Annotated in this window: 23 protein-coding genes and 1 tRNA gene; 19 read left to right on the top strand and 5 right to left on the bottom strand. The window is 39.3% G+C overall.

Annotated features, from left to right (window positions below; all coding sequences use genetic code 11):
• Positions 1-77: 77 nt before the first annotated feature.
• The 14 genes from H0184_RS23590 (at position 78) to H0184_RS23525 (ending at position 13,818) form a co-directional block, all read left to right on the top strand.
• Positions 78-260: a hypothetical protein gene (locus H0184_RS23590; RefSeq protein ID WP_221829085.1), complete on the top strand. Its 183-nt coding sequence runs from the start codon at positions 78-80 to the stop codon at positions 258-260.
• Positions 261-412: 152 nt separating this feature from the next.
• Positions 413-715, top strand: coding sequence for a DUF4212 domain-containing protein (locus H0184_RS23585; RefSeq protein WP_221829083.1), 303 nt, complete (start codon positions 413-415; stop codon positions 713-715).
• Between the two features lie 85 nt (positions 716-800).
• Positions 801-2,471: a sodium:solute symporter family protein gene (locus H0184_RS23580; protein WP_221829081.1), complete on the top strand. Its 1,671-nt coding sequence runs from the start codon at positions 801-803 to the stop codon at positions 2,469-2,471.
• Between the two features lie 154 nt (positions 2,472-2,625).
• Entirely contained in the window at positions 2,626-4,371 is a 1,746-nt protein-coding gene (locus H0184_RS23575; protein WP_260631761.1) for a DUF294 nucleotidyltransferase-like domain-containing protein, read from the top strand.
• 15 nt (positions 4,372-4,386) lie between these two features.
• The gene (locus H0184_RS23570; RefSeq protein WP_221829076.1) at positions 4,387-5,049 is read left to right on the top strand and encodes a 3'-5' exonuclease; all 663 of its coding nucleotides are present in this window, start codon (positions 4,387-4,389) and stop codon (positions 5,047-5,049) included.
• Positions 5,050-5,255: 206 nt separating this feature from the next.
• The gene (locus tag H0184_RS23565) at positions 5,256-6,458 is read left to right on the top strand and encodes a substrate-binding domain-containing protein (RefSeq protein WP_221829128.1); all 1,203 of its coding nucleotides are present in this window, start codon (positions 5,256-5,258) and stop codon (positions 6,456-6,458) included.
• A 280-nt stretch (positions 6,459-6,738) separates the two neighbouring features.
• A complete protein-coding gene (locus H0184_RS23560; protein WP_221829074.1) occupies positions 6,739-7,494 on the top strand; it encodes an ABC transporter ATP-binding protein in 756 nt (251 codons plus the stop codon).
• Positions 7,491-8,198, top strand: a complete 708-nt coding sequence (locus tag H0184_RS23555) for an ABC transporter ATP-binding protein (RefSeq protein WP_221829072.1) — start codon at positions 7,491-7,493, stop codon at positions 8,196-8,198. Before H0184_RS23560 ends, H0184_RS23555 begins: the two co-directional genes overlap by 4 nt.
• Positions 8,199-8,216: 18 nt before the next feature.
• Complete coding sequence (locus H0184_RS23550; protein ID WP_221829070.1) at positions 8,217-9,077, top strand: branched-chain amino acid ABC transporter permease; 861 nt, start codon at positions 8,217-8,219, stop codon at positions 9,075-9,077.
• Between the two features lie 5 nt (positions 9,078-9,082).
• The gene (locus tag H0184_RS23545) at positions 9,083-10,081 is read left to right on the top strand and encodes a branched-chain amino acid ABC transporter permease (RefSeq protein ID WP_221829068.1); all 999 of its coding nucleotides are present in this window, start codon (positions 9,083-9,085) and stop codon (positions 10,079-10,081) included.
• Between the two features lie 12 nt (positions 10,082-10,093).
• Entirely contained in the window at positions 10,094-10,273 is a 180-nt protein-coding gene (locus tag H0184_RS23540) for a hypothetical protein (RefSeq protein WP_221829066.1), read from the top strand.
• Positions 10,274-10,290: 17 nt separating this feature from the next.
• A complete protein-coding gene (locus tag H0184_RS23535; RefSeq protein WP_260631760.1) occupies positions 10,291-11,304 on the top strand; it encodes a 3-oxoacyl-ACP synthase in 1,014 nt (337 codons plus the stop codon).
• A 15-nt stretch (positions 11,305-11,319) separates the two neighbouring features.
• Positions 11,320-12,204: an intracellular short-chain-length polyhydroxyalkanoate depolymerase gene (gene phaZ, locus H0184_RS23530; protein ID WP_221829124.1), complete on the top strand. Its 885-nt coding sequence runs from the start codon at positions 11,320-11,322 to the stop codon at positions 12,202-12,204.
• 114 nt (positions 12,205-12,318) lie between these two features.
• Positions 12,319-13,818 (top strand): acyl-CoA synthetase, encoded by a 1,500-nt coding sequence (locus H0184_RS23525; RefSeq protein WP_221829064.1) that lies wholly within the window; start codon positions 12,319-12,321, stop codon positions 13,816-13,818.
• Positions 13,819-13,853: 35 nt separating this feature from the next.
• Here the strand turns inward: H0184_RS23525 and H0184_RS23520 are convergent, their stop codons facing one another.
• Together H0184_RS23520 and H0184_RS23515 are read right to left on the bottom strand one after the other, a co-directional pair.
• Positions 13,854-14,153: a spore coat protein gene (locus H0184_RS23520; RefSeq protein ID WP_221829062.1), complete on the bottom strand. Its 300-nt coding sequence runs from the start codon at positions 14,151-14,153 to the stop codon at positions 13,854-13,856.
• The gene (locus H0184_RS23515; RefSeq protein WP_221829060.1) at positions 14,150-14,356 is read right to left on the bottom strand and encodes a hypothetical protein; all 207 of its coding nucleotides are present in this window, start codon (positions 14,354-14,356) and stop codon (positions 14,150-14,152) included. The genes H0184_RS23520 and H0184_RS23515 overlap by 4 nt, the downstream gene beginning before the upstream one ends.
• 126 nt (positions 14,357-14,482) lie before the next feature.
• On the opposite strand from H0184_RS23515, the gene H0184_RS23510 reads away from it, so the two are divergent.
• The 3 genes from H0184_RS23510 to H0184_RS23500 are packed head-to-tail and all read left to right on the top strand — an operon-like array spanning position 14,483 to position 16,222.
• Positions 14,483-14,692, top strand: a complete 210-nt coding sequence (locus H0184_RS23510; RefSeq protein ID WP_221829058.1) for a spore coat protein — start codon at positions 14,483-14,485, stop codon at positions 14,690-14,692.
• A 19-nt stretch (positions 14,693-14,711) separates the two neighbouring features.
• Positions 14,712-15,071, top strand: coding sequence for a spore coat protein (locus tag H0184_RS23505; RefSeq protein WP_221829056.1), 360 nt, complete (start codon positions 14,712-14,714; stop codon positions 15,069-15,071).
• Between the two features lie 14 nt (positions 15,072-15,085).
• Positions 15,086-16,222 (top strand): zinc-dependent alcohol dehydrogenase, encoded by a 1,137-nt coding sequence (locus tag H0184_RS23500; protein WP_221829054.1) that lies wholly within the window; start codon positions 15,086-15,088, stop codon positions 16,220-16,222.
• A 30-nt stretch (positions 16,223-16,252) separates the two neighbouring features.
• Here H0184_RS23500 and H0184_RS23495 read toward each other — a convergent pair whose 3' ends face one another.
• Positions 16,253-17,146 (bottom strand): selenium metabolism-associated LysR family transcriptional regulator, encoded by an 894-nt coding sequence (locus H0184_RS23495; RefSeq protein ID WP_221829052.1) that lies wholly within the window; start codon positions 17,144-17,146, stop codon positions 16,253-16,255.
• Positions 17,147-17,284: 138 nt separating this feature from the next.
• Here H0184_RS23495 and H0184_RS23490 point away from each other — a divergent pair, with 138 nt between their 5' ends.
• Together H0184_RS23490 and H0184_RS23485 are read left to right on the top strand one after the other, a co-directional pair.
• Entirely contained in the window at positions 17,285-17,524 is a 240-nt protein-coding gene (locus H0184_RS23490) for a sulfurtransferase TusA family protein (RefSeq protein ID WP_221829051.1), read from the top strand.
• Between the two features lie 127 nt (positions 17,525-17,651).
• Positions 17,652-19,004: a DEAD/DEAH box helicase gene (locus H0184_RS23485; protein ID WP_260631759.1), complete on the top strand. Its 1,353-nt coding sequence runs from the start codon at positions 17,652-17,654 to the stop codon at positions 19,002-19,004.
• A gap of 33 nt (positions 19,005-19,037) precedes the next feature.
• Here H0184_RS23485 and H0184_RS23480 read toward each other — a convergent pair.
• Both H0184_RS23480 and H0184_RS23475 read right to left on the bottom strand, forming a co-directional pair.
• A tRNA-Ala gene (locus tag H0184_RS23480) sits at positions 19,038-19,110 on the bottom strand.
• A 72-nt stretch (positions 19,111-19,182) separates the two neighbouring features.
• Positions 19,183-19,878, bottom strand: a complete 696-nt coding sequence (locus tag H0184_RS23475) for an MgtC/SapB family protein (protein WP_221829049.1) — start codon at positions 19,876-19,878, stop codon at positions 19,183-19,185.
• Positions 19,879-20,426 lie beyond the last annotated feature (548 nt).

Below are 20,426 nucleotides of genomic sequence, written 5' to 3'. Positions count from 1 at the left end.
TTGGACATAATAGTAAAGTGGGAATTTTCTTAATATTTAGTTTTGTGTTAGCGCTTTCTTTAAGAGGAGGAAACAATTTGTTTGCTTTAGTTTCATTATTAATCATTACAGGTGTCTGCCTTTTTCTTGCACTAAAAAAGAAAAGGCCGTTCTTCTTAGCTGTACCTTTCCTATCCATCTTTGCTTACTTCCTCATTCAAATCATCCTTGTACCAGCACCGTTTATGGAAACAGTCAAATTTATTTTTAGTCTAAGGTAATGATTTTCCACAGGGCCAGTTTATTGGGCTGTGTGAGAATAGCAGTTCGCCAGGCTGCGGTTTCTTTAATGGGGGTGGTGCTGAAAAATATTAAAATTTCTAGCAATTTTTATTTCATTTTTAATTAATCAATTTTAACCGGGGGTGGAGTTTTGAAAAAAATTGATAAGAAAGTAGCAGACAGCTATTTTCGTGAAAAAACTCGGAATATGATTATTTACTTTATCGTGTGGTTTCTAGTTTCCTATGGGGTAGTTCTTTTAGCGGAGCCTTTGAGTGAATTTACTATCAATGGATTTCCATTCCATTACTTTATGGGAGCGCAAGGCGCAGTAATAACCTTTATTATCCTTCTGTTTGTCAATGCAAAGCTGGGTGACGCTATTGATAGGAAATATGGGATTGACGAAGAGAAAAATAGGCAGATTAGTTCAGGGAAGGTACTTGACCATTAATAAGGAAAGCTGTCATTCAAGCTGGATGCAGGTATAACAAAAGGGGTGTCATAAAAATATTTGTTGGTGAAAAAGGGGGATGGCATTGGATACACAATTTTTGGTCTCATTATCTATTATTTTAGCAACATTTGCATTATATATTGGAATTGCCATTTATAACAAAGCAAAGGCAACATCAGATTTCTATGTTGCCGGCCGGGGTGTCCCGCCAATTTTTAACGGGATGGCGATTGGAGCAGATTGGATGAGTGCTGCTTCATTTATTGGTATGGCTGGAACCATTATGCTGCTTGGCTATGATGGACTTGCGTACATAATGGGCTGGACAGGCGGATATTTGCTGCTTACATTCTTATTGGCACCGCAGCTGAGGAAGTATGGACGTTACACAGTTCCTGACTTTATCGGTGACCGTTTTGACAGCCATACGGCCCGTGTTATCGCAGCGATATGTACAATTATAATCAGCTTTACTTATTCTATTGGACAACTATCTGGCTCTGGTGTGGTAATTGGCCGTTTATTTGAAATTGACGCTAAAGTGGGTACGATGATAGGGGTTGTTCTAATAGCCTTCTATGCAGCGTTTGGAGGTATGAAAGGGATTACTTGGACACAGGTAGCTCAATATATCATTTTAATTATAGCTTACTTAATCCCAGTTATTTTCATGTCACTACAACTTACAGGAAACCCGATGCCATGGATCTCTTATGGTGAACTTGTTGGCAAAATGGGAGAACTCGATCGTGAATTGGGGATTTCTGAATATTTTGCTCCATTCACAAATGGAACAAAGTGGCAATTCCTTGCGCTTATGTTTACATTAATGGCAGGTACGGCAGGACTGCCGCACGTAATCGTTCGATTTTATACGGTTTCAACGATGAAGGCTGCCCGCTGGTCTGGGGCATGGGCATTGCTGTTCATCGGATTACTATACTTATCGGCACCTGCCTATTCTGCTTTTTCCCGTTTCATCCTAATGACAAAGGTTGCCGGCAGTAAAATTACCGAACTGCCTGCATGGACAAAAACTTGGGTTGATACAGGCAAGCTGCAAGTAGCAGATGGAAATGGAGATGGAGTTCTTCAGTGGAGCGAATTAATCATCTCCAATGATATTGTTGTTATGGCGACACCGGAAATTGCCAATCTAGGTATGTTTGTAATCGGCTTAGTGGCAGCAGGTGCTATGGCAGCTGCATTATCAACTGCCGGCGGTTTGATGATTGCTATTTCATCATCATTTGCCCACGACATTTACTATCGTGTCTTAAAACCAAATGCAACCGAGAAAAAACGGCTATCCGTTGCCCGCTGGTCCATCGTTCTTGCAACTCTTTTCGCGGGTCTTATCGCGCTTAACCCTCCAGGAGCCATTACACAAATCGTTGCCTGGGCATTCGCGCTTGCAACTGGAACCTTTTTCCCGGCACTTGTGCTTGGTGTTTGGTGGAAGCGTTCAAATTCAAAAGGTGTAATTGCTGGATTACTGGTAGGTTTGGGCGTTACATTGGCATACATTTTTGCAGCGAAGTATGGCGGATTTACAATCCTCGGCATCATTGATACAGGTGCAGGAGTTTTCGGTGCAATTGCTGCCTTTACCGCTAACATCGTAGTATCACTAATGACACCTGCTCCTTCTCAAAAGATTCAGGATGAGGTTATGGACCTTCGCTATCCAGAGCAAATGGTTTATAAAAATGGCGATGTATGGATGAATGATGATGGACCAAAATCAGTTTAATTTGTACAATCTAGAGCCCGTAAGGTTTCACCCCCTTTTCCGCGGGGTGGAGCCTGAGCGTGCTCTTTCATTACTTTCTCTATGTGAATTCCGTCATTATGAAAAAAATGAAATGATATTGGGAAAAGATAAACCCCGAGAAGGCCTTCTGCTTATGATAGAAGGTCTTTCGGAGGTTTTTGTTAGAAACGAAAGCAATGATAGAGTAGAAGTCTTGGAGGTCGTACAAAAAGGGGAAATGATTGGGTTCTCAAGATTAGCTGATTTCCTCGGAGTTTCTAAGCCTGTAAAAGGCGAAGTAATGGTTGAGGTAAAAGCTGTTAGTGCTGTCAAGGTATTATATATTCCATTCGAGGTCATAGCAAAAAGATGGGATGACCCGGGAGTTCATGACTATTTGCTGACACAGATAGCTATTCGTCTAAAGGATATATACTCATCCCTGGCTGAACAGGTCAAACTTGCAAGGGATTATGGTGAGAATGATACCATCAAGATTCGTGTCCAGGATATTATGAGTGAAAAGGTTGTCGTAGTTACTCCCATAACAACTGTTCAAGAAACAGCTCGGCTTATGCATGAAAAGAGAATAAGTTCAGTTCTGGTAATTGAAAAAGAGATTTTAAAAGGAATTATAACCGAAAGGGATATGGTGGCAAGAGTGGTTGCACGAGGTGTGCCAATGACGGCCGCAGCACAGGAAATTATGACCCCGAACCCCCTATCTATTTCAAGATTTGCTTATTATTATGACGCCATATCAATGATTCTCCTAAAAGGAATTAAACACTTACCGGTAATGGAAGATTCAAAGTTGGTTGGAATCCTTACTTTGTCTGATTTATTACGGAAAAAAAGCGAAAACGTTATGAAAACAATTCAAAAGATTGAACAAGCTGATATGGTCAGCCTTCCAATGGTGAAGAGTGCGATTTATGAAGTACTTGATACTCTGTTGAGAGATCGGGTGCCAATATTAAAAACTTTAGAAATCGTAACCAATTTGTACGATCGTCTTGTTTTAAGAATAGTAGAGCTTTCTATTCAAAAGCTGCAGGCAAGCGGCAGACAGCAGCCATGTTCTTTTGCCTTTTATCAAATGGGCAGCAGCGGCCGTAAAGAACAGTTTATTCTGACAGATCAAGATCATTTTCTTGTTTATGAGGATGATGGGAAGAAAGGAAATGACTATTTTGCTGAATTAGGAAAAGAGATTACGAAAAACATGGAATCAGCCGGATATGCCCGGTGTAAAGGGTTGATGATGTGCAGTGAGCAAGAATGGCGCGGTTCTCTTGCAGCTTGGGAAGAGAGACTGCGAAAATGGATGCTTCAATCAACCAATGATAATTTGTTATTAGCTCAAAACTTCTTTTCATACCGTTTCATCGCCGGAAGTAATAAACTGCACGAAAGGTTTGAAAATGTCATTTCTACTCAAATGGAAAGGTCGAAAATTTTTTTATTCCGGCTGGCACAAATAGAAAAAGAGAATCCAATGCCTAACCTTGATCAGCCTATTCGTTCTTTATTCAAGCTTGAGCGAAAAAACCTTGATATGAAAAAAGAAGTTTTATTTCCCTGCCATCATAGCCTGCAAATATTATCACTTCTACAGGGAAAGCAATCGGGTACCCCGATGGAAAAAATTGAATGGCTAATGAATAAGCGGGTTTTTTCCGATGCATTCGCACAGGACCTTAAGGAAGCTGTAAGTCATATTTTAACTCTATATGTCAACCAGCGCTGGCAGCATGAAAAGAACGGCAGTGAACGGACATCCACTATCTCTTTTACTAGATTGTCTACCCGGGAAAAAGAAGAACTGTTCTTAAGCTTAAAAACATTAAGGGAGATTCAGCGTCAGGTGTTTACACACTTTTCGTTATTGCTCTCATAAAAGGGAAGTGTGGAAATGTTTCTTCGCAGAAAAAATGTATCTTGTGGCCTTACCTATGAAACAATTCCTTTATCCACTCCCATAGAAAATCTTGATTTTGTTGTTTTCGATACAGAAACAACAGGATTTCAAGTGGCGACAATTGACCGAATCATTGAAATAGGTGCTGTGCCGATAAAAGGACTAGAAGTCCTTGAGTTTGATACTTTTCAGACTTATGTTAATCCTAATCGGGAAATTCCTCAGGAAACGATAGAGCTTACTTCTATTTCCAATGAGCAGGTAGAAGCTGCACCACAAGCTTTAGAGGCAATGATGAGTTTTTTTGATTTTGTACAATCGAGAGAAGCTGTATGTTTAGTAGGTCATTACGTCAGTTTTGATGTACTTGCATTGAAAAGTGAATTTAATAGAGAAAAGCTTGCTCTGAAAAAAATTATGACAATAGATACGCTTGATCTTATTGGATATATTGCACCGTCCCATGATATGAGGGATTTAGAACGATATGCAATGGCTTTTGGAACAAGAATCTATGACCGGCACAGCGGATTGGGTGATGCATTAACAACCGCTTTTTTATTTACTGAGCTGCTATGGCAATTTAAAAATCGCGGATACAGCACATGGGGAGAACTAATAAAAGCAACAGACAGCCAGATGAGATCTTTACTATAAATAAATCATCTGGTCATGTGTGTACAGCTCAATTGGGCTGTATTTTTTTTTTTTGACCTAACATTGCGTCAATGCGGGTATGCTTTTCGTCTTGTAACTTGTATGTAACTCTCGTTATCTATTATTAACGCAAAGGCATTGCAATGGATTTTTACAAATATTAAGGGGGAAATGAAGTGAAAGTATTTAGAGGAAGAGTTTTCTTAATGGGATTTCTTATTCTTATGATGATTTTTGCAACAGCCTGCAGCTCGGATAAGACTGAGGGAGATACAAAGGGGAATGGAGATAAGGCTGACAATAAGGAGCCAATTGTAATAGGTGTTCTCGCCTCAACAACGGGTGCCTTAGAATCTTATGGTAAACAAACGTTAAGGGGATTTGAACTAGGCTTAGAATATGCAACAGAAGGAACGATGGAGGTTGCGGGAAGAAAAATTGAGTTTGTAGTCGAAGATACAGAAACGAAGCCGGAAGTTGCCGTTCAAAAGGCTACTAAGCTTTTAGAAGAAGATAAAGTTGATTTTTTAGTGGGATCTTCCAGCTCAGCTGATACTTTAGCGGTATTGCCGCTTGCTGAAGAATACCAAAAGATTATGATTGTTGAACCAGCAGCTGCTGATAGTATTACAGGTTCTGAGTTTAATAAGTATATATTCCGATCAGCACGAAATTCATCACAGGATGCCGTTGCAGGTGCCGCTGCTATTGCTGGTGATGGTGTGAAAATTGCTACCCTCGCTCCAGATTATTCCTTCGGTCGTGACGGAGTCGCTGCCTTTAAAGAAGCGGCTGAAAAGCTCGGTGGAGATATTGTATTAGAAGAGTATGCAGACCCAGCAGCAACTGACTTTACATCCAATATCCAAAAAATTATCGACGCAAAACCTGATTATTTATTTGTGGTATGGGCGGGTGCAAACTCTCCTTGGAAGCAGATTTCTGATATGAAGGTATCAGATAAGGGAATCAAGATTTCAACCGGTGTTCCAGATATCGCAGCGTTGGCTACTATGGAACCGCTCGTAGGCATGGAAGGCTTCACGGTTTACTATCATGATCTGCCAAGTAATGAAATTAATGATTGGCTGGTTTCTGAACATAAGAAGCGATTCAACGGAGAAGTCCCTGATTTGTTCACACCAGGTGGTATGAGTGCGGCAATTTCAATTGTAGAAGCACTAAAGAAAACCGAAGGCGACGCCGATGCCGATAAATTAATTGAAACAATGGAAGGCATGAGCTTTGAAACACCAAAAGGAAAAATGACCTATCGGAAAGAAGATCACCAAGCCCTTCAAGCACTATACGCCATCAAACTAGAAAAGAAAGAAGGCGTCCCATACCCAGTTCCTGTGTTAATTCGAGAATTAACACCAGAAGAAACCGCACCTCCAGTACGTAATTAAAGGTGTTTTTTAGAAAATAAGCAGTGTTAAAGCTGACTTTAGATATTGGCACTCTGTTGATTGGAGCGTAAGGCACGAAGACTCCTGCGGGAGGACGGGTCTGGTGAGACCCCACAGGCGCTTTAGCGCCGAGGAGGCTCACCGGACCGCCCGCGGAAAGCGAAGTGCCTGGAGTGGAAATCAACAGACAATGTTTACAAATTCAAATTATATGAGGGTATGACCTGTTGTTTGCGGTCACCCTCTTCCTTATTTCTATCTAAAAATTGGTGGTGATAGCGTGACAACCTTGATTGAAACAAATCAATTATCGATAACCTTTGGAGGACAAACGGCTGTTGATTCAGTCAGCATCTCAGTTCCTGAAAAGCACTTTAAATCAATCATTGGTCCCAATGGTGCAGGAAAAACAACATTCTTTAATCTCTTAAGCGGTCAATTAAACCCTACAAATGGAAAAATTTATTTTCGGGGAAAAGATATCACAAAACTTTCTTCAACAAAGCGTACAAGAGAAGGAATAGGACGTTCCTTTCAAATCACCAATGTTTTTCCTAACCTAACCGTCCTTGAAAATGTAAGGCTGGCAGTACAGTCAAAAGCTGGAGTCCGCTACCAGATGTTATTTCATTATAAGAAATATCGAGAATTTGAATCAAAGGCCCTGGAATGGCTAAAGCTTGTACTTTTAGACGATAAAGTGGACTCATTAGCCAGCAATTTGGCACATGGAGAAAAGAGAAAGCTCGAGATGGCTATGCTTCTTGCGCTTGAAACCGAGGTTTTATTATTAGATGAACCGACTGCGGGTATGTCTTTAGAAGATGTTCCGGCCATACTAGAAGTCATTAAAAGAATTAAGGAACAAGGAAATCGGACGATTATTTTAATTGAGCACAAGATGGATATGATACTAGACTTATCAGATTCTGTCATGGTGCTATTTAATGGCAGATTGTTAGCGGACGGGACACCTGAAGAAATTATGAAAAATGAAAGTGTCCAATCTGCTTATTTAGGAGGGATCAGCTTGTGAGCGTGCTGCTGAAGCTTAATAATATCGAGACATTTATCGGTCAGTATCATATTTTACAAGGAGTTTCGCTTGAAGTGAAAAAGGGTGAGGTTACAGTACTGCTCGGCAGAAACGGTGCTGGGAAAACAACCACCTTACGAACAATCATGGCATTAAATCCTGCCTCAAAAGGCAGCGTTGTCTTTAGAGACCAAGAAATTCAGAATCTGCCGACATACACCATTGCTCAAAGGGGAATAGGGTATGTTCCGGAAGACCAAGGTATATTTGCTGGATTAACGGTAGAAGAAAATATGAAAGTAGCGATGCAGAAGGATAATGAAGAAACACACAAGCGCCTGGATTATATCTTAAATTTATTTCCTGATTTAAAAAAGTTTTGGAAAAAGCCAGGGGGGTTATTAAGCGGCGGGCAAAAACAAATGCTATCCATTGCCCGAGCGTATGTAAATGAAAATGAATTGCTATTAATCGATGAACCAAGTAAGGGTTTGGCACCTATCGTTGTGGAGAAGGTGATGGAATCCATTCTGCAAATGAAGGAACAAACCACCATCGTTTTGGTAGAGCAAAACTTTATGATGGCTAGCACAATCGGAGATTGTTTTTACATTATTGACGATGGGAGAACAGTAAGCAATGGGACAATGAAACAGCTAAAAGAAGATGAGGAAATGAAGCGGAAGTATTTGGGGATTGCGTAGGAAAGGAGGAAAGTTTGAATGGAGCTCTTGTTCAATTTAACATTAAATGGATTGGCAACAGGCATGCTGATCTTCTTATTAGCAGCAGGATTAACGTTAATTTTCGGGTTGATGGATGTCCTTAACTTTGCTCATGGCGGTTTGTTTGCCTGGGGTGCATACAGCGGTATATGGATTTATTCCACTACCGGTAGTTTCATTATCGGTATTCTTGGGGCAATACTTACTGGTTTTCTATTAGGAATAATTACGGAGAAGTGGATTATCAAACCCGTATACGGCAACCACGTCCAGCAGATTTTAATTACTCTTGGTTTAATGCTGGTCTTATCTGAGATGTTAAAAGTCATTTGGGGACCCAACCAATTATCAGCTAACCCTCCTGATTACTTACAAGGAAGCTGGGAAATTGGAGGTATGATTATTATTAAATATCGAGTATTTATCATTTTCGTTGGCTTCCTTGTTTTTGCAGGTGTTCAATATTTACTCAAAAACACCAAAATTGGTCTGGTTGTTCGGGCTGGCGTTATGAATAAGGAAATGGTTCAGGCGCTGGGAATTAATATAAAGAAGGTATTTATGTTTGTCTTTATGATTGGTTCCGGAATGGCCGCACTAGGAGGAGTACTATTCGGACCTTACTCCGGAGTCATTCACGCTGGAATGGGTATGGAATTTGCCATATTAGCGTTTATTGTGGTTGTAATTGGCGGTATGGGAAATTTCACTGGATCGGTCATGGCTGCGATATTAGTTGGATTATCTGGTTCGTTTATGGCTTATTATGTACCGGAATTATCCTTAGCAGTAAATATGCTTTTAATGGCCGTTGTATTAATTGTTAAGCCACAAGGACTATTTGGCGGGAAGGGGTGAAAAGCATGAAGTGGATTGTAAATAATCGGTTAAACACTATTTATATTTTAATTGCTGCTTTTTTGATTCTCCTGCCTTTTGTCTATGAATCTAGAAATATGTTAATCCTGTTAACTCAAATTTTTGTATTTGCTATCCTGGCGATGAGCTATGACCTTTTACTCGGTTTTACTGGAATTGTCTCCTTTGGTCATGCGATGTTTTTTGGCATCGGTGCCTACTCCATTGGGATATTCATGAAGCGTTTTGAGCCAACTATGCTTCATTTTATTTATGCCGTAGGTGCGACCATTCTTATTACCGCCATTGTAAGTTTTATTGTCGGTTTACTTACTCTTCGGTTGAAAAGTCATTTTTATGCCATGTTAACAATGGCATTGGCAGGATTATTTTTAGTATTAGCCGAAAAATGGCGGACGTTAACGTTTGGGAATGATGGCTTTACCTTTCGGGTACCGGAGGTTTTTATTGACCGGACTAATTTCTACCTTATTTGTTTGGCTGCTATGATAGCTACTTTTATGATTCTAAAGCGGTTTACTAATTCTCCGTTAGGAAGAGTTCTACAGGCGATTCGAGAAAATGAACAACGGACAGAGTCATTAGGTTATCAAGTACTCCATTATAAGATTGCAGCAAGTGTTGTTTCAGGTGTGTTAGCTGGAATTGCTGGGATCTTTTATGCGATGTCGCTTCGATATGTGAATACGAGTGTTTTTGCAATGGATATTACCTTAGATGCATTATTGATGACAATAATCGGCGGTGTCGGAACCTTAGTTGGAGCGATTATTGGTGCAGGGTTAATTGAATTTGCACATGATGGTTTAACGGAGCTTGCTAAGGAACATTGGATCTTTGAACGCTGGATTATTTTCTTTGGCATTATTTATATTTTGGTAGTCATTTTCTTCCCGCTAGGAATTGTCGGAACGCTAAAGAATTTCACTTGGAGAAGAAAAAAACAGCATCCTGTTAAGAAAAAAGAAAACTTAGCTGGATAGGGGGAGGCATGAATGGATAACTTGCAAATAGCTTCCTTCGTCGTTCGTTTTCAACTAACCGCAGTGGATAAAGAAACCGGTGAAAAAAATTGGAGAATAAAAGTTACACATGTTCAAGAGGAACGGGAAACGCTCTTTGAGTCTATTGAAGAAGCGACTGCTTTTATGAAGTCTATGGTGGAAGACTCTTAGTCTAGGTGGTGAAGAATTTGCAGGTTGGTATTATGGGTACAGGTATTTATCTCCCGCAAGAATATGTAACGGGAAAAGAGATTGCGGAAAAGGCCGGTATCCCAATACATGTTGTCGAAGACAAGATGGGGATTAAGAAAAAGCATATTCCCGGCCCCAATGATCACACATGTGAAATGGGGATTATTGCTGCCAGACAAGCGATAGAAAAAGCAGGTATTAACCCATTAGAAATTGATGTTGTTATATATATTGGAGAAGAACATAAGGAATATCCACTTTGGACAGCTGGAATCAAGCTGCAGGAGGCAGTTGGAGCCTTTAATGCTTGGGCCTTTGATGTTGCCCTAAGATGCGGGACCACGGTTATGGCACTTAAAGTGGCAAAAAGTCTGATGATGGCTGATTCGGCGATCCAAACGGTGTTACTTGCGGGAGGCTATCGGAATGTGGATTTCATAGACTATGAGAATCCCCGAACACGCTTCATGTTTAATCTCGGTGCTGGTGGAGGAGCGATTCTGTTGAAAAAGGGGCATAACGAGAACATCCTTTTGGAAACAGAAATCATTACTGACGGCTCTTTTTCAGAGGATGTTGTGGTTGTCGCTGGAGGTACCAAACATCCAATTACAAAAGAGGCAATTGAACAGCGATTAAATATGCTGGATGTTCTTGATCCAGACGGAATGAAACAGCGTTTGGAACTAAAATCAATGACCAATTTTATTAAGGTAATTAGGGAATCAGTGAGGAAAAGTGGTTATAAGGACGAGGATATTTCTTATTTAGCCTTGCTCCACATGAAAAAGTCTGCGCATGAATATGTATTAAAAGAATTAGGCTTGTCAGAGCAACAGTCCATCTACTTAGAGGACTACGGCCATATTGGCCAAATTGATCAAATACTATCTCTTGAGCTGGCACTTAGAGAAGGGAAAGTAAAAGAGGGTGACCTAGTAGTGTTCGTTAGTGCTGGGATTGGCTATGCCTGGGGGGCAGCGACAATAAAATGGGGGAAGGTGACTTAGTTGGTTAAGGTGACAATGAAAGAGGTTCAGTTAACAAATGGGGAAACGATTGCCTATCGAGAGAGAGAGGGCGGGGAAAAAAAGATTCTTTTAATCCATGGGAATATGACATCTTCCAAGCACTGGGATCTTGTTCTAGATCATATGGCAGAGGAGTTTAAACTATACGCCATGGATTTACGGGGCTTTGGAAAATCGTCTTACTATAATCTTATTACGTCTATCAAGGACTTCTCCGATGATGTAAAGCTATTTGTTGATGAAATTGGACTAAGGGATTTTGCAATTGTGGGATGGTCTACAGGCGGGGCTGTTGCCATGCAGTTTGCTGCTGATTACCCTGACTATTGCAACAAACTAATTTTATTAGCCTCAGAGTCTACTAGGGGCTATCCGTTTGATGGGAAATTGGCTGAAAATGATGAACCTCGGAGATTTGAACGCTATGAAGATATTAAAAAGGACTTAATTCGGACCATCCCCGTTCAAGCGGCTTACGATGCAAATAATGTGGAATTATTGAAATTGATTTGGAATGCTGTTATCTATACAAAAAATCAGCCTGCACAAGAAGCTTACGATGAATATGTGCAGGATATGAGAACACAGCGGAATTTAGCTGAGGTACATCATTCAAACAATACCTTTAATATCAGTCATCATCATAATGGACTCGTCGAGGGAAATGGACTGGTGGATCGAATTAATGTACCTGTTCTTGTTTTAAGAGGTGATCGTGACTTTGTTATTACCGCTGAAATGACTAGAGAATTGGTAGCGGATTTAGGTGAAAAAGCTAAATTTGTAGAGTTAAAGGATTGTGGTCATTCCCCTCTAGTCGATGATTTGCCACAATTACTAACAGAGGTGACAGACTTTTTAAATTCTGGGGTATCATGATTCAGCAGCGAAACGACCAATTTGTGGTCGTTTTTTTATATTCATCTTTGTAACTTTGTTGTAACCAGAATTCAGTAAGATGTTCTCATCTAGTTGTGAAGGAGAGATTGTTCGGTGAGGTGGGAAATCGATTGGATTGAAAATAGGGCAAGGTTATCGCCAAATAAAAAGGCAATAATTGATGAAGATACAAATAAATCATGGACCTATAAGCAATTAAATAACCGCTCTTCCTCAATGGCAGGCTGGTTAAAGAAACAAGGCGTGAAAAAAGGTGACCGAGTTGCCTTATTGTCACCAAACGATATAAGTTATTTTGATTTATTGTTTGCATGTGGAAAAATAGGGGCCATTTTTGTCCCATTAAATTGGCGCCTGTCAGAGCATGAATTAAATGAAATATTGCTTGATTGCACACCCTCTTTGATAGCTATTCATCAGAGATTCGAAAACAGGGTTCCTTCCTTGCTTAAGACAGCACCTAAAGCTTTGGTTGTGGGAGGAAGCAGTTACCATGAAATAGTATCCGATATTTTTGATTGTAGGCAGATCGAAGCTATCTCCGAAAAAGACCCATTAGCGATGATTTACACAGGAGGAACTACAGGGAAACCAAAAGGTGTTGTATTAAGTCATCAATCCATTCAATGGAATGGTATTAACACGATACTTAGCTGGAACTTATCTCAAGAGGATGTAACGATAAACTACATGCCTATGTTTCATACAGGAGGATTAAATGCTTTATCGGTGCCTATCTTAATGATTGGCGGGACAGTGGTAATCGGTGATCAGTTTACGGGACAAAAAGCAGTCCATTCAATTAATCAATACAAATGTACGATTATTCTTCTTGTACCGACAATGTATCATTTGCTCATTCAAAGTGATGAGTTCCAAAGAAGTGAATTCCCTTCAATGAAGATTTTCTTGTCTGGTGCAGCGCCTTGTCCTTTACATGTGTATGAAGCCTTCCAAAAGAAAGGATTAGCCTTTAAGGAGGGGTATGGATTAACGGAAGCCGGACCAAATAATTTCTTTATTCACCCTGAGGATGCACAGTTGAAACGAGGGTCTGTAGGAAAGCCGATGATGTTCAATACAATAAAACTGGAAAAGGCAGATGGGGAAGAGGCTAAAGTTAACGAGGTTGGAGAAATCTTAATTAATGGAAGACACACTTTCTCACATTATTGGAATAATGAACTCGCAACGATGGAAACGAAGAAAGAAGGCTGGGTTCATACTGGAGACCTGGCAAAAAAGGATGAAGAGGGTTTCCATTATATTGTCGGACGGAAAAAAGATATGATTATCACTGGCGGTGAAAATGTCTATCCACTAGAAATTGAGCATTGGCTCGCGGCTCACCCGGCGGTTGATGAAGCAGCAGTGATTGGACTTCCGGATGATAAATGGGGAGAGCTTGTTGTAGCTTTCATTGTCCAGAAATATCCTCATCCAATTGATGAAGTGGAACTTAAATCATATTGTGAAGAAAAACTTGGAAGCTATAAAATACCGAAGAGGTTTATCACTTTAAAAGAACTTCCGAAAACACATGTTGGAAAAATTGATAAGAAGAAATTGAAAGAATTCAGTAATAAAACATAAAGGAGAACCGTTAAAAATTAGCGGTTCTCCTTTACTTATTTTTGTGCAAGTTTTAGGGCGGTTTCAGATACGGTTAAGTCAACCTGTAATTGTTCACTCAACTCATGTGGATGGTAGAAGCCTCTAGAAATCATATAATTAGTGATTTTTTCATGGGTGGCAATGGCAGTATTTAATTGCTCTCTTAGAGCGGCTTTTAATTCTGGTGTGCCTGTTTCAGTAATAGCTACTGCGTAATTTCTAACACCGGCTTTTGCAGAAATGAGAAAGTCGGTAGCAATGACCTGGTCTGTCATCCCGCCCATGCCCATTAGGTTTTGGATGAGCTGATTCATTCATTTTCCTCCCTTTGTGTTAAAAACTCCTGAAGCTGTTGTATATGCTTTGTCCCATTAACAACATCTTCCGACATAATTGCTTTTAATTCAGGATCTTGAACCAATACACTCATGGTAGCAGCTTTTGTTAAACAAAGATTTTTAAAAGTCAACAATTCATGAAGGTCAAGCGTCTCGTGAAGACCAAGATATTTTGTCACTGTTTTCCCTCCAAACGTACAGAATTAATCCTCTTTATATTTTCTAAGAGTAATGATGATTATTCATTTTGCATAAAAGGAAATGCGAATAGGAGAAAATACAGGTAGTACCTGGAGGTGAGTGTGATGGTCAAGGAAAACTTAGCCTTACATGAGACAATGGAAACACATGAAATCTTAAATTTTAAAACGGTTTGCTTACTCCGATCAAAATTAATGCAGGGCATTTGCTTCGATAATGAGTTAAAAGCACTTATGGAAAAAGATGTTCAACAATCTATTAAGGATATTAATGAAATCGTGAGTTTCTACAAAAATAGCCAATTACTTCAATAAGAATAAGGAGGTGGAATGTATGGAGGATTATTTGGACCCAAGAAATGCTGAGGGAATGCCGAGTTTGGCTGATTCGGCCTTTGCTATGGATTTTTTATTAACTGTAAAAAATGGAATTCGTAACTATGGCTTTGCGATTACGGAAACGGCTAACCCTGAACTAAGGAGAATTTTCCATAAGCAAATGGAGGCAGCTATTGATTTGCATACGGAAATATCTAATTTAATGATAAAAAAGGGCTGGCTTCATCCACATAACTTTAAGGAGCAATATCCTATTGATATGAAGGCAGCCGAGACGGCCGTGCAAATTGCCAAGCTGAATCTTTATCCTAACGACACGGATAGGCAGGGTATGTTTGCAACACCAGACCAATAAAAGGAGGGGATAAAATGAAGGCCGTTACATACCAAGGAATTAAGAATGTTGAGGTAAGAGAAGTAAAGGATCCTAATATAAAAAATCCTGATGACATTATTGTCAAGATTACATCTTCAGCCATTTGTGGATCTGATTTGCATTTAATCCATGCAATGATACCAAATCTGCCAACAGATTTTGTAATAGGGCACGAGCCGATGGGAATTGTCGAAGAAGTAGGTCCAGAGGTCACGAAGTTAAAAAAAGGGGACCGAGTCATTATCCCATTTAACGTTAGCTGTGGACACTGCTGGTATTGTAATCACGATTTAACAAGTCAATGCGACAACGCAAACCCTCATGGGCAGGGCAGCGGGTTTTTCGGATATTCGGAAACAACTGGCGGTTATGCTGGCGGACAGGCAGAATATATGCGTGTTCCTTATGGGAATTTCACTCCATTTAAAATTCCGGAAAATTGTGAAGTGGAAGATGAGAAACTTGTATTACTTGCTGATGCTGCACCCACTGCCTATTGGAGCGTGGATCATGCGGGGGTAAAACCTGATGATACCGTGATCGTTTTAGGATGTGGTCCAGTCGGTTTATTAGCACAAAAATTCGCCTGGTTAAAAGGGGCCAAACGTGTTATAGCTGTTGATTACATCAATTACCGCTTACAGCACGCAAAACGAACCAACAAAGTGGAAATTGTAAATTTCGAGGACCATGAAAATGTGGGGGATTATCTTCTGGAAATTACTCAGGGTGGAGCTGATATCGTCATCGACGCTGTAGGGATGGACGGAAAAATGACCCCGATGGAGTTTTTGGCATCAGGTATGAAGCTTCATGGCGGTGCAATGGGTGCAATCGTTATTGCTAGTCAAGCAGTCCGAAAAGGCGGAACGATTCAACTTACCGGTGTTTATGGTGGGAGATACAATGCTTTTCCACTTGGGGATATCTTCCAGCGAAACGTTGATATCAAAACAGGACAGGCACCTGTTATTCCTTATATGTCCTACCTATACAATATGATCAACGAAAGAAAAATCGATATAAGTGACATCATTACCCATGTACTGCCATTAGAGCAAGCAAAACATGGGTACGAGGTTTTTGATACAAAAACAGAAGATTGTATAAAAGTCATTCTTAAACCATAACCCCAAAAAGGGCTGAAGATTTTCAGCCCTTTAGTTTATGGCAATGAGTTCATGTGCACTTTCAATAAATAACTTTGATAACATCGATTGTGTTTTGTTTTTGTTATAAACAAGATAAAAATATCGTTCATCATCAAACCCATTTATTTCATGTATCTTCAGTAATTTTCTATCATAATATTCCCTTGCAGCCATTTCCGAAATAATCGCAATCCCGATATCTTGGAGTACGAATTGAACCAAACTCTGGCCATTTTCTGTAAAAGCTACAATGTTCAATTGGTCCTTTGCGATGTTTTGTTTTTTCAAAAATCGTTCTATAAGAGAGTTCGTTCCCGAATCAGAGTTTCTCATGATAAATGGATAGCTCAATAGGTTTTGGATATCCACAGGTCCCTTAATATCGGACTGCTGTGATGTGATAAGCACTAGATGTTCTTTTAGTAAAGGAATATAGCAAAGTTTATCGTTGTCGTATTTTTCACCTAATATGCCAAAATCAACTGATCCATTTAGGACCTTTTCTGCAACATTCTTCGATGAGGATTGGTTTATATGAAATGCTGCTTTTGGGTAAAGCGTTCTAAACTTCTTTACCATCCTGGGAATCATAAATTGACCTGGGACGGAACTGGCACTGATTCGTATAATTCCCCTAAGTTCTGTTGCTCCTTCTTTTATGTCAAGCAGTGCCTGATCCTTTAATAATAAAAGCTTTAATGCCCATTGATACAATCGCTCCCCAGCTGGAGTAAGAATATTCTCTCGCCCAACCCGATCGAAGAGACTCACATTCAGAGTTCGTTCTAAAGCTTGAATATGAGAGCTTACAGTAGATTGACTAAGAAAAATGTCTTCCGCTGCTTTAGAAAAGCTTTTGTGTTCTACTACCTTTGTAAACACAAATAATTGGTGTAAATCCATTAATGTTACCACCCTTTATATTGATACAATCGATTTGTATGTATAGATAGAATAGATAAATTGAATTTATCTTATCATATCATTTTTTTATAATAGGTGTTAAAAGAGTTTGATTAAATCGCGATGGGAGCTTAATGAATGTCACTCCAATATGTACCGGATGTAATCTATGATGCATGTCAAACAGGGGCTGAAGAGGTAGTAGATATTCTGTTCTTGGAAATGGAAAAGTTGATTAGTGGACAAATTATCGAGGTCATATCCAATGAGCCCATGGTAAGAGAGGGCTTGGCAGCCTGGATCAGAATACATAAGCATACAATGGTAGATCGAAAGGATTTTGGGGAAATAAGTTATTACTATATTAAAAAACGCTAGCTATAAAAGGTCTTATCAATTGATGAGGTCTTTTTTTGTTTTAAAAAAGAATATTTGCTATTTCCGTGTTAAACACTCAATATTAATAAGACAAAAATTGTATGAGATAGAGAAAGTAGGGATTTTTTTGCCTGATTTTAAATCTTTAGGTATTTCTGAGTCAATTGTAAATAAATTAAGAAGTCACGGGGTAGCCACTGCAACTCCTATCCAAGAGAAAGCAATCCCGTTTATTATGGGTGGAAAAGATGTCATTGCCCAGGCACAAACAGGGACTGGAAAGACTTTTGCCTTCATCCTGCCCATTTTAGAAAAAATAAATCCACTTGATTCACATGTCCAAGCACTTATTGTTACCCCTACGAGAGAATTAGCTTTGCAAATAACCGATGAGTTTGAAAAGCTTACTCGTGATATGACAGGTGTCGATGTTCTCGCGGTATATGGCGGCCAGGATGTGGATAAACAGCTTAAAAAACTAAAGAAAAATGTTCAAATAGTTGTTGGTACACCTGGAAGGCTCTTAGATCATATTGGAAGAGGGACCGTTCAATTATCACAAGTATCGTTTCTTGTTCTTGATGAAGCGGACCAGATGCTCCATATAGGGTTTTTGAATGAGGTTGAGGATATCATTAAGGAAACACCTAAAACCCGGCAAACCATGCTCTTTTCTGCGACTATGCCAGAGGAGATTAGAACATTAGCTAATAAACATATGTGTAAACCGGAATACATCCAGGTTGAGAAAACGCAGGGGCCGGCTGACAATGTTAAACTTATTGCTATCCATACGATTGACCGTGCTAAGCAAGCAACGTTAATTCAATTAGTCGAAACGCATAGACCCTATTTAGCTGTTATTTTTTGTAGAACTAAACGGAGGGTTTCGAAGTTATATGAAGTTCTTAGATCACATAAGTTTTTGTGTGATGAACTGCATGGTGATTTATCACAATCAAAAAGAGAGCAAGTAATGAAACGCTTTAGAGATGGAGAAATACAATTGTTAATTGCAACGGATGTCGCAGCCAGGGGGCTTGATGTTGAAGGTGTGACCCATGTTTTTAATTATGACATTCCTCAAGATGCAGAAAGCTTTATCCATCGAATCGGCAGAACTGGCAGAGCTGGAACAAAAGGAATTGCGATTACATTTTACTCAACAGATGACCGTCCTACACTTGATATGATTGAGAAAGAGCTTAACATAACAATCAAGAAAGAAAACATAGGTACTGGCAATAGTCAGGAAGATAAAAAATCTAGTTCACCTTCAAAGTCGACAGTTAAAAAGAATAATAACCGGCAAACTCCTCGGAAAACCGAAGGTAGAAGTGATGGTAAGAGAAGTCCTAAACAACATAGGGAAGGTTCACAGAAGGGGCAAGAAAGTAGGAAAAGTGGTGTTAGGGGACAACGATCGAATTCTAAACCAGGAGAAAAAAGTGCACCTAGAAAAAGTAAAAGAATGACATAGAAAAAACCCTTGCTGGGCAAGGGTTTTTTAGTATGGAGACTATCGGGATCGAACCGACGACCTCTTGCATGCCATGCAAGCGCTCTCCCAGCTGAGCTAAGCCCCCGTATGTGGTACAAGAAAAATTATATCTTTCTCATACCATTCTTGCAATAGATTTTTTCACTTTTTCTTTTATTTAACCCATACTTTCAATTTCAACTTTATGAACGCCTTCTAATTTTGATACAGAATCATACACATCTGTAGTCTTTTCACGATAATCAACCGCAACTAAAATTTGCACGAGATGATCTCCGTTATCTAAGTCCTTTATGCGAATCCTTCGAATAATGTACTTTCTTTCCATAAGAAATGAGATTGCTTTATCAATTTGGATTTTATCCCTAATAAATAATTGAAGACTAATTTCTTTTTCCCGCAATTGCTTTGGACCAATGAACTTCATAACGTAAGGGACTAATTCTACGCTAATAATGAGCAAGGCAACTCCAACAAACGCTTCAATAAAAAAACCAGCTCCAACAGCAATACCGATTCCCGCTGCTCCCCAAATCATTGCGGCTGTTGTTAAACCAGAGATACTGTCATTTCCTCTTCTAAGTATCACGCCTGCTCCTAGGAAACCGATACCCGATACAATCTGGGCAGCAAGACGAAGAGGATCCATTGTAATTTTAACATTATCAGAATCAGGAAACATATAAGCTGATTCGATTGAAACGATTGTAAGCAAACAACTTACTACCGAAATAACGAGACTTGTTTTAAGACCTACCGGTTTCCTTTTTAATTCACGTTCAAGTCCAATGATAAGTCCTAAAATTGCTGATACTCCAAGCTTTAATAATATATCGTAATCAATATTCTCCATGGGCTTCACGTCCATTACTATTATTTATTAATACAAGGGAAACTGATATTACTATTATACGACATCCCTTCTTTGTTAAAAAAAGAAAAACTTCCTATTACTGAAATAATCAGTGGATAGATAGTTCTCCAAGTCTCATTATGGAGTATATTTAGAGCCTTCTCTTATTACTTATACAAGTAGGGCTGATTTTATGAGTCTATATACTAATTGACTTATCTTTGGCAGAATCTCTTCAAATTAGCTAAAGTTATGGTTATTTATTTCTGCTAAAAATAAAATAAAGAAAAAAACTTTATAAATTATATTGCAATCATTTTTGGAACATGTTATATTAAATCTCGTCCTCACCGAGAGGGTCAAACAACAAAAAAGATTTTTAAAAAGTTGTTGACATTGAAATAGAGGATATGTTAAATTAAAGAGGTCGCTTTTGAGCCCCTTAAAAAGGACGAGCTCATTGGTTGATTGAAATATTGCTCTTTGAAAACTAAACAAACAGTAACGTCAACAAACATTTTTTTAGCTTTTTATAAAAGCTAAGCCAA

This window comes from Neobacillus niacini (assembly GCF_019749295.1).
Taxonomy (GTDB): Bacteria; Bacillota; Bacilli; order Bacillales; family Cytobacillaceae; genus Neobacillus; species Neobacillus niacini_D.
This window is presented reverse-complemented; position numbering and strand designations above follow the sequence as displayed.

Excerpts from the sequence above, each read along its gene's own strand:
- H0184_RS23495 (WP_221829052.1), bottom strand. The coding sequence starts at position 17,146 with ATGGATTTACACCAATTATTTGTGTTTACAAAGGTAGTAGAACACAAA.
- H0184_RS23575 (WP_260631761.1), top strand. The coding sequence starts at position 2,626 with ATGATAGAAGGTCTTTCGGAGGTTTTTGTTAGAAACGAAAGCAATGAT.
- H0184_RS23570 (WP_221829076.1), top strand. The coding sequence starts at position 4,387 with ATGTTTCTTCGCAGAAAAAATGTATCTTGTGGCCTTACCTATGAAACA.
- H0184_RS23545 (WP_221829068.1), top strand. The coding sequence starts at position 9,083 with ATGAAGTGGATTGTAAATAATCGGTTAAACACTATTTATATTTTAATT.
- H0184_RS23540 (WP_221829066.1), top strand. The coding sequence starts at position 10,094 with ATGGATAACTTGCAAATAGCTTCCTTCGTCGTTCGTTTTCAACTAACC.
- H0184_RS23475 (WP_221829049.1), bottom strand. The coding sequence starts at position 19,878 with ATGGAGAATATTGATTACGATATATTATTAAAGCTTGGAGTATCAGCA.
- H0184_RS23565 (WP_221829128.1), top strand. The coding sequence starts at position 5,256 with ATGGGATTTCTTATTCTTATGATGATTTTTGCAACAGCCTGCAGCTCG.
- H0184_RS23500 (WP_221829054.1), top strand. The coding sequence starts at position 15,086 with ATGAAGGCCGTTACATACCAAGGAATTAAGAATGTTGAGGTAAGAGAA.
- H0184_RS23505 (WP_221829056.1), top strand. The coding sequence starts at position 14,712 with ATGGAGGATTATTTGGACCCAAGAAATGCTGAGGGAATGCCGAGTTTG.
- phaZ (WP_221829124.1), top strand. The coding sequence starts at position 11,320 with ATGAAAGAGGTTCAGTTAACAAATGGGGAAACGATTGCCTATCGAGAG.
- H0184_RS23510 (WP_221829058.1), top strand. The coding sequence starts at position 14,483 with ATGGTCAAGGAAAACTTAGCCTTACATGAGACAATGGAAACACATGAA.
- H0184_RS23550 (WP_221829070.1), top strand. The coding sequence starts at position 8,217 with ATGGAGCTCTTGTTCAATTTAACATTAAATGGATTGGCAACAGGCATG.
- H0184_RS23490 (WP_221829051.1), top strand. The coding sequence starts at position 17,285 with ATGTCACTCCAATATGTACCGGATGTAATCTATGATGCATGTCAAACA.
- H0184_RS23520 (WP_221829062.1), bottom strand. The coding sequence starts at position 14,153 with ATGAATCAGCTCATCCAAAACCTAATGGGCATGGGCGGGATGACAGAC.